This window comes from Nonomuraea sp. NPDC049378, assembly GCF_055586745.1.
Genome location: NZ_JBVJHP010000029.1, coordinates 45,170 through 60,203 on the forward strand (window position 1 = coordinate 45,170; position 15,034 = coordinate 60,203).

At 72.4% G+C, this 15,034-nt stretch carries 11 protein-coding genes; 2 read left to right on the forward strand and 9 right to left on the reverse strand.

Features of this window, described 5'->3' with window-relative positions; genetic code table 11:
* Positions 1 to 8 precede the first annotated feature (8 nt).
* Complete coding sequence (locus ACZ6SA_RS42955) at positions 9 to 989, reverse strand: acetylxylan esterase (protein WP_465834843.1); 981 nt, start codon at positions 987 to 989, stop codon at positions 9 to 11.
* A gap of 119 nt (positions 990 to 1,108) precedes the next feature.
* Between ACZ6SA_RS42955 and ACZ6SA_RS42960 the strand changes: the two genes are divergently transcribed.
* Positions 1,109 to 1,384: a hypothetical protein gene (locus ACZ6SA_RS42960; protein WP_347644844.1), complete on the forward strand. Its 276-nt coding sequence runs from the start codon at positions 1,109 to 1,111 to the stop codon at positions 1,382 to 1,384.
* 84 nt (positions 1,385 to 1,468) lie between these two features.
* On the opposite strand, the gene ACZ6SA_RS42965 is transcribed toward ACZ6SA_RS42960, so the two are convergent.
* From ACZ6SA_RS42965 to ACZ6SA_RS43000, 8 genes are all read right to left on the reverse strand, one after another.
* Positions 1,469 to 5,518 (reverse strand): hypothetical protein, encoded by a 4,050-nt coding sequence (locus ACZ6SA_RS42965; protein ID WP_465834846.1) that lies wholly within the window; start codon positions 5,516 to 5,518, stop codon positions 1,469 to 1,471.
* 227 nt (positions 5,519 to 5,745) lie between these two features.
* Complete coding sequence (locus ACZ6SA_RS42970) at positions 5,746 to 6,786, reverse strand: ABC transporter ATP-binding protein (protein WP_347644842.1); 1,041 nt, start codon at positions 6,784 to 6,786, stop codon at positions 5,746 to 5,748.
* 13 nt (positions 6,787 to 6,799) lie between these two features.
* Positions 6,800 to 8,494, reverse strand: a complete 1,695-nt coding sequence (locus ACZ6SA_RS42975) for an ABC transporter permease (RefSeq protein WP_465834848.1) — start codon at positions 8,492 to 8,494, stop codon at positions 6,800 to 6,802.
* Positions 8,494 to 9,504, reverse strand: coding sequence for an extracellular solute-binding protein (locus ACZ6SA_RS42980; protein WP_465834850.1), 1,011 nt, complete (start codon positions 9,502 to 9,504; stop codon positions 8,494 to 8,496). The genes ACZ6SA_RS42975 and ACZ6SA_RS42980 overlap by 1 nt, the downstream gene beginning before the upstream one ends.
* Positions 9,505 to 9,531: 27 nt before the next feature.
* Positions 9,532 to 11,124 (reverse strand): CehA/McbA family metallohydrolase, encoded by a 1,593-nt coding sequence (locus ACZ6SA_RS42985; protein ID WP_465834852.1) that lies wholly within the window; start codon positions 11,122 to 11,124, stop codon positions 9,532 to 9,534.
* A gap of 98 nt (positions 11,125 to 11,222) precedes the next feature.
* On the reverse strand, positions 11,223 to 12,185 hold the full coding sequence (locus ACZ6SA_RS42990) for an alpha/beta fold hydrolase (protein ID WP_465834854.1): 963 nt from the start codon (positions 12,183 to 12,185) through the stop codon (positions 11,223 to 11,225).
* A 75-nt stretch (positions 12,186 to 12,260) separates the two neighbouring features.
* On the reverse strand, positions 12,261 to 13,163 hold the full coding sequence (locus ACZ6SA_RS42995) for an alpha/beta fold hydrolase (protein WP_347644837.1): 903 nt from the start codon (positions 13,161 to 13,163) through the stop codon (positions 12,261 to 12,263).
* Between the two features lie 222 nt (positions 13,164 to 13,385).
* Positions 13,386 to 14,048 (reverse strand): TetR/AcrR family transcriptional regulator, encoded by a 663-nt coding sequence (locus ACZ6SA_RS43000; protein ID WP_443154901.1) that lies wholly within the window; start codon positions 14,046 to 14,048, stop codon positions 13,386 to 13,388.
* A gap of 62 nt (positions 14,049 to 14,110) precedes the next feature.
* On the opposite strand from ACZ6SA_RS43000, the gene ACZ6SA_RS43005 reads away from it, so the two are divergent.
* Positions 14,111 to 14,977, forward strand: coding sequence for an NAD(P)-dependent oxidoreductase (locus ACZ6SA_RS43005; protein WP_465834857.1), 867 nt, complete (start codon positions 14,111 to 14,113; stop codon positions 14,975 to 14,977).
* The last annotated feature ends 57 nt before the right edge of the window (positions 14,978 to 15,034 follow it).

The following is a 15,034-nucleotide window of genomic DNA, read 5'->3' on the forward strand; positions in this document are numbered from 1 at the left end:
GCGTCCGCTCAGCCGTCGCCGAGCAGCTTGTCCAGATAGCGCAACTGCTCCTCGGACTGGAAGCCGCCGCCGCCCTCGTGGTTGTTCCAGGGCCACACCGTGATCTCCTTGGGCCCCTGCCAGTGGTTGTAGGCGGCGAACACCGTGGACGGCGGGCACACGTCGTCCATCAGCGCCACCGAGTACAACGCCGGGACCCGCCCGCGCGCCGCGAAGTTGAGGCCGTCGAAGTACGACAGCGTGCGGAACACCTGGTCCGCCGTGTCGCGCCGGGTGGCGAGGAAGCGCACCAGCTCCTGGTACGGGTCGCGCCCGGTGATCTCGACCGCGCGCCTGAAGTGGGTCAGGAACGGCACGTCGATGAGCGCGGCCTTGACCGACGGGTGCAGCGCGGCGGTGGCCTGCGCGATGCCGCCGCCCTGGCTGCCGCCCGAGACGACGATGCGCGCGGCGTCGACCGCCGGGTGCTCGATCGCCGCGTCCACGGCCCTGACGGCATCGGTGAAGACGCGCCGGTAGTAGTAGTCGTCGGGGTCGAGGATGCCGCGGGTCATCATGCCGGGCGCCTGCGGTCCCGCGCTGCCGTGCGGGTCTCCGGTGGCGCCGGGACTGCCCACGTTGGCGCCGCCGTGGCCGCGTGTCTCCATGACGAACACCGCGTACCCGGCGGCCGGCCACATCAGATGGTCCTTGGGAAACCCGCGCCCGCCGCTGTAGCCGATGTAGTGCATCACGCACGGCACCGGGCCGTCCGTGCCCTTCGGCAGCAGGAACCAGCCGTTGATCCGGTGACCGCCCCAGCCGGCGAACGAGACGTCGAACACGTCCACGGCGGCGAAGGGCAGGTCGTACGGGACGTACTCGGCGGCCGGGCCGGACTCCCTGGCCTCGGCCAGGGTGCGGGACCAGAACGCGTCGAAGTCGGCGGGCTCGTCGCGGTCGGGAAGGTAGCCGCGGAGTTGCTCAAGGGGCATGTCGAACAGGGGCACGAGGTCTCCAACCTGTAGCGGGAACAATGACATTTCATCGCATAGCACTGGAAAGCGCTATCCCGCCCCTGGATCGGACCGGCCGTTCGAACCCGTCCCCGCCGGGTAGGCGATCACCCGTGACTGAACACGTTGTCGAGGTTCCCTACTCGCACCTCTATCCCGGCCTGGTCCTGGACGCCCCCGCGGGCGCCTTCGACTTCCTCGTGCTGTTCGGCGACGACTCCGAGTCGCGGGCGCAACTGGTGAGCGACGACACCGGGCGCCCGGTGCTCAGGATGGGCGGCTACATGACGGCCAGGGGCACCGTCATCGACGAGCGCGTGTGGACCGTGCGCGAGAGCGTGCGGCACGGGGACCGCGTCCGGCTGCGCCTGGGCCGCTCCCTCCCCTGACCGCCGGCTCCTGACAGCAGCAGCCTCCGGCAGCGCCGTCCTGGCAGCGCCGCTCCGTGACCGGGCCGCCGCGCGACCCCGCCGTCAGCGGGATTCCGGTCGCGAGGAGTCGCCGCCGGCGTCGCAGGCGCCCGCCTTGGTGTTCGCCACCTTCCACTCCGCGCCCGGGAACGGGCTCATGAAGTGCGTCAGCAGGTCCACCGCGTAGTCCGGCACCTGGCCGCCGGGGTCGAGCAGCGAGACCATCTGGGGCCCGTCGGCGCCGCGCAGGGTGATGGAGTTCTTGGCGCCCCCCGCGACGAATCCCGGCTTGGCGTCCACCGTCAGGCAGGCCACGCTGAACCCGGCGGCCTTGATCTCCTGCTTGGCCCCGATGCGCCTCATCCGCTGGTCGTAGCGGCGCATGGCGAGCGACTTGGTGCCGCCGATCCGTACCGACTCGTGGAAGAGGTCGTTGCCGATGTCCCTGCTCAGCCTGACGTCCAGGGAGACGTCCGGCCGCAGGTCGACACCGTCGGCGGACAGCTTCAGCCGTCCGTAGTTCCCCTCGAAGGAGGGCGCCACGTAGCCGAGGGCGGGCGGCGCCTTCATGCCGAACGGGATCTTGCCCGGCCTGATCCGCAACCACGACATGCCCTGCACCGACAGCCCGACGTCCTCGACCGAGCTCTTGCCGAGCCCGAACTGGCCGGCCACCTGGTAGGTGAGGAAGCCCTTGGTGTGCGGGACCTCCTTGCTCACCGCGATGCGCTGCTTGGCGACCGGGTCCATCCGCAGCCCGGCGCGCAGCGTGATGCGGCCGGTGGCGACGGGTTTCGAGACGAGGTTGAGCGACCGGTCGGGATTCATCCGGATGGTGGTGTCCGAGGCCAGGTTCCTGACCGCGACCGCCACGTCCCCGAGGCGGCCCTTCGGGTCGATCAGACCGCCTTCCACGCCCAGATAGCCGTCGAGGGTGTTGACGCCGCCCAGCGCCTTGTACGTGACGGCCGGCACGCTGAACCCGGCGCCCGAGGCGTCGGCGTCCACCCCGAACCGGGCGGGCACGTCGGAGAAACGCAGCTCGCCGGTGCCCTTGCCGGGCAGGGTGACCTTGGCGCTGAGGCGCTTGACGGCGGCGGAGTTCGTCACGCGGATGCGGGTCTTGGCGCCGTACGTGCCCTGGACGGCCACGGCGGCGGGGACCGGATCGACCGCGACCCTGCCGCGCGCCCCTCCCGACTCCGCGTGCACGTCGAGGCTGCCCAGGGTGGCGGCGGGCTCGATGCGGTAGCCGGCGTTCACGGCGTTGCCCTTGGTCACGTCGAACGGCCCCAGCGACATGCTGGTGATCTTGGAGGGCAGCCCGGTCAGGGTGGCCCTGGCCTTGATCGGGACGGGCGCCAGCACGCTGCTGGCCAGGTAGACGCCCAGGCTCTCGCGCTTGGGGTTGAACCCGGAGAACCCGAACGTCTTGCCCGCCGGGTCGACCGAGACCCGCTGGGGCAGGCCGGTCACGTCCAGGAAGCCCTGGAGCCCGTAGCAGCCGCGCTGCGGCGTGCAGAAGGGCCCTGGCGAGCAGCCCTTCGACCCGGCGGCGCAGCCTCCGTCCACCAGGGACACGCCGCCGCCGGGCAGGGCGGGGGCGGCGCGCATGCGGTCGAGCGCCGCGACCTTGCCCAGCCAGGCGCGGGCGCGCACGTCGAGCCGGGAGCCCTCGTACGTGAGCTTGCCGCCGGCCGAGGTGACGGCCAGGCGGCCGGGCGCGGGGCCGAGCGTGCCGATCAGGCCGAAGCGGGTGTCGCCCCGGGTGACGTCGGCGTCGACGGCGAGGGTCTGCTTGGCCGAGCGGAAGTCGGCGGTGAAGCCTTCGGCGGCCGGGGTGAACTCGACGTGTTCGAGCCCGTTGACCAGCACGCTGCCGTCCATGTCGCCGGAGGCCTCGTCGTAGTGCGCGGCCAGGTGGGGGCCGGTGGGCGACTTGGCGCCGTCGTGGTTGGTGAAGGCCAGCTCGGCCGTCCCGACGGGGCCCGACTGGCCGCGGAAGCGGGAGGACGTGGCGTTCCACGAGGCGTCGAAGCGGGCCGGCACGTCCCGCACGTCGGCGGCGGCCCTGACGTAGCGGTCGCCGAGCTTGACCCTGGCCAGCGCCGTCACCTTGTCGATCGGGCCGGCGGCGGTCCAGGCGAGGGTTCCCGCCTTGGTGTCGGCGACGAGCTCGGCCTGCTTGCTCAGGCCCTTGGCGGTCACCTGCAGGTCCTCGCCGGTCGGCTGCTTCACGTACGCTTTATTGGCATAAATCCGCACTTCGTCGAGCTTTCTGGGCGCGGCGATCCGCATCGTGGACCGCTCGCCCAGCTCCCATGACGCCTTCACGTCGTCGCGCACGCCCATGAGCGTCCCGTCCACGGTGGGCCCGGACTTCAGGTTGGCGTAGGCGGCGTGGATGCGCTTGATCTCGCCGCTGGCCCGGAAGGCCGCCTTCCTGGCGGCGGGGTCGAGCGTGACGTCGACGGTGGCGGGCGTGTTCGAGATCTCCATCCTGGCCACGTGGGTGCCGTCGAGGCTGGCCGCGCCGGTGAACGAGCGGCCGCTGGAGTCGACCTCCAGGTGGGCGTGCGGCTTGCCGCCGTACGTGACGTCGAACTCGGACAGGCCCGACAGCAGCGCGGAGACACCGACCGCGGCGCCGTTCTTGATCATGGTGACGTGGCCGCCGCGCGGGCTGGCGATGGCGCCCCCGTTACGCTGCAGCACCGCCTCGAACGTGCCGACCGGCGAGCTCGTCCTGTGCGTGACGCGATGCTTGGTCAGGTCGTTGACCAGGCGCAGCTTGGCCGGCAGGGCGCTCAGCTCCGTCCTGATCACGGTCTGGGACGCGTTCCTGTCGTAATAGAGCAGGCTGGCGGCGCCGGCCCGCGACCGGCCCGAGCCGGCGTTGACCGACACGGTCTGCTTGCTCTTGCCGGAGCCGTACTTCGCCACGAAGGAGCGCGGTACGCGTTCGAGCTCGGCGCTGACCACCTTCGACAGCCGCCCGTCGCGGTAGGTGAAGGAGTTCAGGCGGGCGCGCGGGACGCTCGACGAGCTGGTGAAGCGGATCTGGCCGCCGGACAGGCGCACCTCGGCGCGGGCGGCCATCTTGTCGAGCACCGCGTGGACGAAGCGGTGGCCGTTCACGGCGAGCGCGTCCAGCGTGGCGGGCGAGGAGGCGGCGACGTCCAGCGTGGGCGTGTCGAGCGCGGCGTTGACGGTCAGCTTCTCGGTGGCGGGCGTCTGGCGCAGGCTCACCGCGCTGCGCCCGGTCATTCCGGCGATCATGGCCGCGGACTCGCCGGGCTCCTTGCGGGTGATGCTCGCCTTGACCCGCCTGCCCTCCATGTCGACGGTGAAGTTCCCCCAGTCGCTGGCCGAGAGGGAGGATCCGCGCTTCAACCCGTCGAACCCGACCGACACCTTGCCGTCGTACTCGGCCCAGACGCGGGCCCTGAGGTTCTCCTGCGACAGCCGCTTGACGGCGAACCCGAGCCCGACGGAGCCGCCCGCGGGGCTGGCGGTGGGTACGAGGTCGGCGGCCAGGTCGGGCTTGACGTCCCCCGTGACGTCGGCGGCGACCGGCACGCCGACGGGCTTGGAGATCGAGCAGGACACCGGCACGCTCTCGCTCTCGACGCAGAGCCGGTACGTCAGCCCCGGCACGGCCTTGCCGAGATTGCCGAACGTCTTGAGCACGGACGCCAGCGGCTTGATGAGCGTGAGCGTCTCGGCCTGGGAGGTGTCGGGCAGCACGTCACGCGTGTCGGGCGCCTTGGCGCCGAGACCCTGCTCCTTCTGGACGGCCGCGGCCTCGGCGGTGATCTCCTGGACGAGCCCGGGGCCGGCGGAGGTGGTCACCTCGGGCGCCTGAGGCCCCACCTTGTCGTCGCCGGCGGGCCGGAGCGCCAGCGACTCGCGGGTGGGCAGGGTGACCGTGGCGGGCGCCGGCTCCTCCACGGCGGGCACGGGACGGACCTTCGCCGCTTCCCTCTGGACTGCGGCTGATGCGACCCCAGCTGGGGTGATCTCGGCTTCTGCGACGGCCGGCGGCGCGGCCACCAGGGCCGCGGCACTTGCGATGGACGTCGAGACGAGCACGCGCAGGAAGGCGTGCGGCATGTAGCGTTCTCCCCGTACCGGTCTAATTCATCCCATCAGAAACATAGGTCACGAGCCGACCACATCCCCTCACTGGCCGTCAAACTGGTTCCAACATTGGAACTCCAGTTTTCTTATGCGGACGATCACTCACGGTCATCGCCGCAGCGCCAGGGAAGGCGTGTCCGCGCTGGTGGGGGGTGGAACCGCGGCCACCGCCGGGACGATGCGAACGGTGACGGGCGCCTTCAGGCGACGCCGGTGTCCCTGCCGACGACGGTGAACCTCTCGGCCACCAGGCCAACGGTGGCGCCGGTGGACAGGGGGCGGCGGTGCTCGAAGGCGAGCCGCTCCCCTCCGGGCAGCTCGGCGACCGACTCCCTGGTGCCGCCCTGGAAGCTGCTGCGCACGACCTTGCCGGTGAACTGGGCCTGACCGCTCTCGACGATGCGCAGGTCCTCGGGACGCAGTGCCACGTGCACGGCGGCCCCGGCCGGGCCGAGCGGCCGGCCGAAGCCGACCTTGCCGCCGCTGCCTAGCGCGAGCTCGCCGTCGTCGGTGACCTGGCCGCGCAGCAGGGTGACGCTGCCGACGAACGAGGCCACGAACGTGGTCTCCGGCCGTTCGTAGACGTCCTCGGGGGCGCCGATCTGCTCGACCCGGCCGCCGTTCATGACGGCGACCAGGTCGGAGATCTCCAGGGCCTCGTCCTGGTCGTGGGTGACGTAGACCGCGGTGATGCCGGTCTCCTGCTGGATGCGGCGGATCTCCCTGCGCATCTCGACGCGGAGCTTGGCGTCGAGGTTGGACAGGGGCTCGTCCATGAGCAGCACGTCCGGTTCGAGGGCGAGCGCCCTGGCCAGGGCCACGCGCTGCTGCTGGCCGCCGGAGAGCTGGCCGGGCCGGCGCTGCTCCCTGCCGGTGAGCCCGACCATGGCCAGGCCCGTGGCCACCTTGTCCGCGACGGCCTCCTTGGGCAGCTTGCGCAGGCGCAGCCCGTACGCGACGTTCTCGGCGACCGTCATGTGCGGCCAGAGCGCGTAGTTCTGGAAGACGAACCCGATGCGGCGCTTCCAGACGGGAACCTTGGCGATGTCGCGCTCGCCGAAGCGGATGGCGCCGGTGTCGGCGGTCTCGAACCCGGCGATGATCCGCAGCAGCGTGGTCTTGCCGCAGCCGGACGCGCCGAGCAGGGTGGCCAGCCGCCCCGACGGCACGGAAAGGTCGACCGACTCGAGCGCGGTGGTCTCCCCGAACGTCTTGGAGATCCCTTCGATGCTGATGTCCATGGTGAGCTCCGGATCACAGGGAGACCGTCTTGTAGCGACGGCGCAGCAGGTAGAGCGGGACGTAGACCGAGACCAGCAGCACCGTGGTCATGGCCGAGGCGACGCCGAACGGGCTGCCCGGCTGCATCGCGTTGGTGAAGATGACCACGGTCATGGTCACCCAGGGCACCGCGTACAGCATGACGGTGGCCGACAGCTCGGTGATCATCTGCAGGAATCCGACGGTGCCGCCGGAGATGACGGCGGGCCTGATGATCGGCACGACGATGTCGCGGAAGCTGCGCCGCGGCGGCGCGCCCACGCTCATCGCGGCCTCCTCCAGCGACGGGTGCACCTGCCCGAGCGCGGTCTCGATCGACTTCATCACGTACGGCAGCCGCCGGATGAAGTACGCCACCACGATGATCAGCGCGGTGCCGGTGAGGATGACGGGCAGGTGGTTGAAGGCCAGGATGAACCCGATCGCGAAGACCGTGCCCGGCAGGATGTACGGCACCATGACGAGGTTGTTGAGCAGCGGCCCTGAGATCATGAACCGCTTGCGCGCCACGATGTAGGCCACCACGACGCCCAGCACGAGCGCGATCAGGCAGGCGATGCCGGCGAAGACGAAGCTCAGCACGATGGGCTGCAACGACTCCTCGAACAGCCGCCGGTAGTTCTCCAGCGTCGGCTCCCACTGCAGGATGCCCGACTGCCAGCGCAGGAAGCTGGTGAGCACCACCACCATGTGCGGCACGAACCCGAGCAGCAGCGCCGTCCAGATGCCGGTCAGCACCAGCGCCTTGGGGCCGCGGCGCAGCTCGCGCAGCGGCTGGTCCCTGCCTCCCGTCACGGCGAACGACCGCCTGGCCACGATCCTGCGCTGGGCCACCAGCGCCAGCCCGGAGACGAGCACCATCATGAGGCTGGCCGTGGCGGCCACGCCCGGGCTGGCGGCGACCTCGGACATGAAGTTCTGGTACACCACGACCGGCAACATCGAGTAGCCGCCGCCGATCAGCATGGGCGTGCCGAAGTCGGCGAAGATCCGCATCGCGGCCAGGTAGCAGCCGGTGGCGATGGCGGGCACGGCGAGGGGCAGCGTCACCTTCGCGTGGGTGCGCCACGGCGTCGACCCGACGGACGCCGCGGCCTCCTCCAGGGCCGGGTCCACCGCCCTGAACGCGTCGTACACCATGAGGAAGATCAGCGCGAAGGTGAACCACACGCCGACCCAGATGATGCCGCCGACGCCGAGAATCGACTCGAACGGCAGGGGCAGGCCGGCCTCCCTGGCGGCCTTGGTGATCATGCCGCCGCTGCCGAGCAGCAGCAGCCACGCGTACGCGCCGAGGAACGGCGGCGAGGTGGTGGCCATCGTGAGCATGGTGAGCACGCCCTGCCGGCCGGGGATGCGGTAACGCGCCACGACGAACGCGAGCGGCACCGCCACCAGCGCCGCGCCCGCGCCCACCGCCAGGCTGACGACGACGCTGTGCAGCAGCGGCTCGGTGAACCGCTCGTCGGTGACGAACGCGCCGAACCTGGCCAGCGTGAACGCGCCCGCGTCGTCGGTGAACGCCGCCCTGACGATCCACAGCTGCGGGTAGACGATGAAGATCAGCAGGATGAGCAGCGCGATCAGTCCGGCGAGCCGCCACGGGTCGCGCCAGCTCGACCGGGACCGCCGGCCCGGCCGTCCCCGCGCGGTCGTGGAGGCCGCCATCAGCCCGCGCTCTTGACGGCGTCGTCGAACTTGGCGAGGATCTCGTCCTTCTTCTCCGCCGCCCACTTCTCGTCGACGTCGGCCCGCTTGAGCCCCTCGACCGCCGGCAGGCCCTTGGGCGCGGGCACGTCGCCCCGCGACGAGCGGCGCTGGACCTGGTCGACCATGATCTGCTGGGCCTCCTTCGACATGAGGAAGTCCACGAGGGTCTTGGCGGCCGCCTCGTGCTGGGCGCCCTTGATGATGCCGGCGGAGCCGATCTGGCCGGACACGCCGTCCTCGGGGTAGATCAGCTTGATCTTCACGCCGGCGTCGATCCACTTGGCGCCCAGGTCCTCGTTGATGAACGACGTGCCGACCTCGCCGTCCTTGACCATGTTGAACATCGCGGTCGAGCCGTCGAGCATGCGGGCGTTCTTGACGAAGCGGTCGACGTAGTCCCAGTCGTGCAGGGTGACCATGGTGGTGAGCAGGCTGTAGGAGGTGCCCGACGACTTGGGCGTGGCGAAGGCCACCTTCCCACCCGCGTACCCCGGCTCCGCCAGGTCCTCGAACGTCTTCGGGTGCTTGGCCGCGTCGGGGAACTTGTCGGTGTTCACGGCGATCGCCTGGAAGAGCAGGTCGGTGGCGTGCCAGATGTGGGCGGGGTCCGTGGCCACGGTGGCGGCGTCGTTCGGCAGCTCGACGGGGGCGATGAGGTCGGCGTTGGCGGTGTAGAGCTCCGACGAGCCACCCCAGATCGCGTCGCCGAGCGGCCGGTCCTTCTCGGCCCGCACCCGGGCGAACGCCTCGCCGGTGCCGGGCAGGCCGATCTTGTTGACCTTGATGTCGGGGTGCTTGGCCTTGAACGCGGCGAGGATCGGGTCGGTCACCTCGGGGCCGCTCACCGAGTAGAGCGTCACCGTCTTGTCATCGCTCTTGCCCGCGGTGGCGTTGTTGGTCAGCACGCCCGAGCAGCCCGTGAGGACCAGCGCGAGCACGCCGGCGCCCAGCGTGGTGGCATACCGCATGAACTCTCTCCTGACACGAGGGGGGTTTCAACCGCCGGGGCGCACCCAGACGGGGTTGCCCGCGGCCCGCAGCGAGCTGTGGTCCCGCAGGGAGCTCGCCCAGAACTGGGGGTCGTTCCTGCCGGGGTCGGCGTGGACCTCCGCCCGGTAGTAGGCCCGGTGATGAGCCCGGTGATCGGCCCGGTGATCGGCCCGGTGATGGTCGCCGGGTGCGGCGAGCCGGTCCTCGACGGTGATCCGCTGCCACTCCCCCGGCTTGTCCGCGGCGGGGACGACGTTGATCAGCAGCCCGTCGCGCAGCACGAACACCACGACGGGCTCGTCCGCCCGCACGTCCACGTCGACCTGGACCCGCCCGCCGGGCGCGGCGGCGGTCGCGCCCATGGGGGCGCCGTTGACGTGCATGTCGACGTCCGCGCCCCGCCAGACGTGCACGCGCCCCCGCCGCAGGCCCTCGACGATGCCGCGCTCGCTGCCCTCGTCCGCGTGCACGACGGTGACCACCTGGCCGAGCGCCTGACCGGGGTCGGCCGGGTCGTGGCAGTCGCTGCCCGCCACGCCGATCACCCGGTGGCCCGAGGTGAGCAGGCGGTCCCACAGGCCGATCTGGGCGTCGTTGTTGGCGCCCTGCTGGAGGTGGGCGATCTCGATGAGATCGACGGCGTCCCAGGGGGTGTCGAAGCGCCGCCAGGCCTGGTCGCCGCTGAAGGCGTGGTTGACGCAGACCAGGCCGCCCTGCTCGTGCACGTCGGCCGCGACGTCGACCATGGTGTGGTCCGGGCGGTCGACGTAGGTGTCCACCCAGCGGGTCAGGCCGTGCAGGTTGGCGTGGCCGCGGTGGCTGGTCAGCTCCATGGAGTGCAGCAGCACGATGCCGTCATGGGCGTCGAGATCGGGCCAGTGGGCGGCGGTGAAGTGGTCGGTGACGGCCAGGAAGCCGAGGCCCGCCTCCTTGGCGGCGCGCACCAGGTCGGCGACCGGCCGGCGGCCGTCGGAGTGCGTGGAGTGGCTGTGCAGCTCGCCGCGGTACCAGCCGGGGCCTCCGGCGGCCGTCCGCCGCCGCGCCTCACGGTCACCCGGCCCGGTCGCCACACCGCGCGCCCCTCCCGTCGCCACACCGCGCGCCCCTCCCGTCGCGGCGGCGCGCGCCGGTTCGGGCGCCGCGCCGGCGGCGGGTCCGGGCGCCGTGTCGCGCGCCGGTCCGGGCGCCGTGTCGGCCGGGGGGCCGGCGGGAGGTCCGGCGGGGGTCTGTGCCGCGCGTACGGTCAGCGTGTACGGCGCCGCCGCCTTGTGGCGGTCGAGGTCGAGCCGCACCGTCCAGCGGCCGGCCGGGACGGGCCCCGCGACGCAGCCGGGACCGGCGCCGTCCGCGCCCACCCTGATCACCAGCCGGCGGGGGCCGGGACCTCCCGGGCACTGGACGTGGCCGCGAAAGGTGCCGTCGGGCTCCAGCAGAACGGCGTAGATCTGCACGACGTCGACGATCTTGTCGTACTCCAGCACCAGCTCCAGCTCGCTCACCCCGTCGGGGACGTCGAGCGGATAGTGCAGGTAGTGCAGGTCGAACGCCGGCTCCGGCAGGGTGGTCGCCACCGAGAGCAGCTCGGTCCCCCCGATCATGCGGTGCCCGCCTCCGTCCTGTCTGGATGGTTAATGCTTTCTATCCAGCAGATGAACGGCATGTCAACATTTGTTAAGACATAAGGGCAATCTGTTGTCTACCCGTGAGCCGGGCGCGCACCAGAAGGGCGCCGGCCGTTCAGGAGGTGGGTGCGGACGAGCTCGCCCACCGCGGCGGGCGCCTGGAGGTGCAGCAGGTGTCCGGCCCCGGCCACACGTTCCAGCCGAGGGCCCCGCAGGGCGGCGAGCTCGCGCCCGACTCCGGCGATGAGAGCCTCGCCCAGCTCGCGGAACTCGGCCGGCAGCCCGGCGAGCGGGGGTGCCTGGCCGCCCTGGACGAGCAGCACCGGGCAGCGGGTCCGCCGGAGCACGTCGAAGACGCTCCAGCCGTCCAGCGGCGCCAGCAGCGCGGCCTGGGCGTCGGGCCCCGGCCTGCGCCGCCACGCCGACGGGCCGTCGGAGGCCAGGCAGCGGCGGGCGCCCGCCTCCTCCAGGTCCGCGTCGATGCCCATGGCCTGGGCGCGCAGCCGTACGTGCTCGATCATCGTCTCCACGTGGTCGTCGGTGAGCACGGCCGGCGCCGCGGCCAGCATGGCGGTCTGCGCGGCCCGGCGGCGGGCGACCTCTTCCGCGGGCAGCCCGGGGTAGAGCTCGGGCCGTCCGCCGCCGAACCCGTCGAGGTCCGCCACTCCGGGGCAGTCCGGCCGCCGCGCGCCATGGCAGACGGCGATCATGCCGCCCAGGGAGTGGCCGATGACGTACGGGTCGGTCAGCCGCAGGGCGTCGACGACCGCGTCGAGGTCGGCGAGGTGCGCGTCCCAGCCGTAACCGGCGCCGGCGGGAGTCTCGGCCGGGGCTTCTGAACGGCCGTGGCCCCGCAGGTCGTAGGCGACCAGCCGGGCTCCCGGCAGGTGGCGGCGCAGCGGCTCCCAGTCGAGCAAGGAGCGGTTGGCTCCGTGGATCAGCACCACGTCGGGGCCGTGCCCTCCGTGGTCGGCCACGGCGATGCGGCCGGACGGGCCGTCGATGACGGTCGTGGCCGGGTCGGGAAGATCTCTCACGGTGTGTGCCTCTCGGATCGGTGCGGGTGGGTCGTCGGCCTTGCGGCGGGCCGCCGCCGGGGTTGCACGCGGTCTTCAGGCGCGCAGGGTCTTGAGAAGGAGCTCGCCGAACTCGGCGGGGTGCGTGGTCAGGCCGGTGTGCCCGCCGGGGAAGTGCACGAGCTCGATGCCGAGCCGCTCGGCCAGGAACGCGGCCGGGCGGTAGGGCAGTTCGCCGCGCGAGTCGTGGCCGCACGCGAGCACGAGCCGGTCCTGCAGCGCCGCCAGCCGGTCGACGTCCGGGGTGTAGGACATGAAGCCGGGCACGATGCGCCCGATGAAGTACGGCAGGCCGGCCATCGTCTGCTCGGCCCGGGCCGCCGCCTGCGGCGGGAGCTCGATCCCGCCCGGCGGTTCGACCGGCGGTTCGGCCGGTGCTTCGGCCGGTGCTTCGGCCGGTGCTTCGACTCCGGCCGGCGGCTCGGTGGCGGCGCCGCCCTTCTTCAGCCCTGCCGCGAACACGGCCAGGGCGGGCATGGGTCCCTCGTTTCCGAACGTCTCCCGTACGCGGGCGATCAGCGCTCGATGCTCGGCGGCGTCGGGCAGGACCTCCACCACCGGCGGCTCGTGCGCGACGACGCGCCCGACGCGTTCGGGATGGGTGGCGAGCAGGTGCAGGGAGACGATCGCGCCGGAGCTGGCGCCGAAGACGCGGGCGGGCTCGCCGGGCGACAGCAGGTCCAGCAGCCGCAGCGCGTCGTCGGCGTGCTCGGCCACCCGCTGTTCGGCCTCGGGATCGTCCAGCGCGCTGCGGGCCATGCCGCGCGGGTCGTAGGTGGCGACCGTGTGGTGGGCGGCCAGGTCGCCGGCGATGCCGTCGAAGGACGCCGCGCCACCCGTCCCTCCGGGGATGAGAAGCAGGAGCGGGCCCTCGCCGCGCACCTCGTAGTGCAGGCTCGCGCCGTCGACGCGCAGCCTGCCGGTCGTCGGGTCTGTCATGGCGAAACTCCTTCTCGGGACACGAAAGCATCCTAGGCTCCCTAGGCCAAAACCTAGGACTCCTAGGTATACCGTGGGAGCCGTACGAAGGGGAACCGGATTTCCGCCGGGATCGCCTGATTCAGGTGGCGGCCCGAGGCCGGTCGGGGAGCAGCACGGCGGAGCGGGCCCCGGATCACCGTCCGGAGCCCGCTCCGCGCGCTGAAGGCGGGAGCCGGCCGGCTACCCGTGACCGGCGTGGGTCCGCGGATCGCCCGCGACCTCGCGGCTGTGCGCGAGCAGGGCCGGGTAGTCGGTGGCGATCCCGCCCAGCACCGCCGCGACGGCGCTCTCCACCTGGTCCCCGGTGATCGGCGCGTGCCCGAACAGCGCGCGGTAGTGCACCAGCGAGCCCAGCATGTCCAGCACCAGCTCGCGGTCGAGGTCGGCCCGCAGGTCGCCGCGCGCCACCGCACGCTCGATCATCTCGGCCACCGCCGCTCTCGGCGGGTCGAACAACGTCGCCATGAACGTCTCACGCGTCTCCGGCTCGGCCGCGCAGTCGGCGAACAGCGGCCCCAGCACGCCGGGCCTGATCCGCCGGAATGCCGCGACGAACACGTTGATCCCCTCGTTGAGGTCGCAGAGCGTGCAGCCGGTGTCGGGCGCGCGGGCGGTGCCGAGCCGCGTCGCCAGCGCGGCCAGGACGAGACGCCGCCGATCGGGCCAGCGGCGGTAGATCGCCGGCTTGGTCGCGCCGGCGCGCCGGGCGACCTCCTCGATGGTGAGCCGGGTGTAGCCGGCCTCGTCGAGCACCGCCAGCGTCGCGTCCAGCACGGTCCGGCCGATCTGCGGGTCGCGCGGGCGGCCCGCACGCGCCGCCCGCCCCTCCTGACGTGGTTGCACGAGCCCGAGTCTAACCCTTATGTTTCGTTTCGACCCGTAATGTAATAAGAGAGGCTTTCCCCATGAACGATCTCTCCGTGACGGTGCTCGGCCTCGGCGCCATGGGCGCCGCCCTGGCCCGCACGTTCCTGGAGCACGGGCACCCGACCACGGTCTGGAACCGCTCCCCCGCCAAGGCCGGCCCTCTCGTGGCCGGCGGAGCGCGGCACGCGGCCACGGTCGCGGACGCCATGGCGGCGAGCGACCTCGTCGTCCTCTGCCTGACCGGCCACGACGCGGTCATGGAGGTGCTGGCCGCCGGGGGCGCGGCCGCGGCCGGCCGTACCCTGGCGGACTTCTCCACCGGCACCCCCGACGAGGCCCGCGAGAGCGCCGCGTGGGCCGGCGAGCACGGCGCCGTCCACCTCGACGCGGTCGTCCAGGCGGGCCCCGCGGACATCGGCACCCCGGCCGCCACGCTGATCTACAGCGGCCCGGCGCGGGCGTTCGCGGCCTGCCGCCCGGCACTGGAGCCGCTCGGGACGGCCCACCACGTCGGCGAGGACCCCGGCCAGGCCGGGCTGTACGACCTCGCGCTCCTCGGCCTCTGGTACGACACCACGCTCGCCTACCTGAACGCCCTCGCGCTGGCCGGCGGGACCGGGGGCGTCGAGCCCGAGACGTTCGCGCCGTTCGCGGCCAAGCAGATGGGCTACGTCGTGGCGGCGGCCCAGGAGACGGCCCGCGAGGTGCGCGACCGTTCCTACCCGCGGGGCCCGGCCTCGCTGACCGAGCACGCCCCGGTGCTGGAGCACCTCGTCCGGCTACGCGCCGCCGCCAAGCTCGGCACCGCCCCGCTCGAACACCTGCTGGCCCTCGTCAACCGGCGCATCGCCGACGGCCGCGGCGACGAGGGCTTCACCGGCGTCGTGGAAGAGCTCGCACGCTGACCTCAACCCCCACGGCCAGTCGTCTTTGCGCAGCCGCCCGCCTGGTGCAGTGTGGGA

Coding starts and splice junctions, on each gene's coding strand:
- ACZ6SA_RS42965 (WP_465834846.1), bottom strand. CDS start 5,518: ATGCCGCACGCCTTCCTGCGCGTGCTCGTCTCGACGTCCATCGCAAGT.
- ACZ6SA_RS42970 (WP_347644842.1), bottom strand. CDS start 6,786: ATGGACATCAGCATCGAAGGGATCTCCAAGACGTTCGGGGAGACCACC.
- ACZ6SA_RS42975 (WP_465834848.1), bottom strand. CDS start 8,494: ATGGCGGCCTCCACGACCGCGCGGGGACGGCCGGGCCGGCGGTCCCGG.
- ACZ6SA_RS42980 (WP_465834850.1), bottom strand. CDS start 9,504: ATGCGGTATGCCACCACGCTGGGCGCCGGCGTGCTCGCGCTGGTCCTC.
- ACZ6SA_RS42985 (WP_465834852.1), bottom strand. CDS start 11,124: ATGATCGGGGGGACCGAGCTGCTCTCGGTGGCGACCACCCTGCCGGAG.
- ACZ6SA_RS42995 (WP_347644837.1), bottom strand. CDS start 13,163: ATGACAGACCCGACGACCGGCAGGCTGCGCGTCGACGGCGCGAGCCTG.
- ACZ6SA_RS43005 (WP_465834857.1), top strand. CDS start 14,111: ATGAACGATCTCTCCGTGACGGTGCTCGGCCTCGGCGCCATGGGCGCC.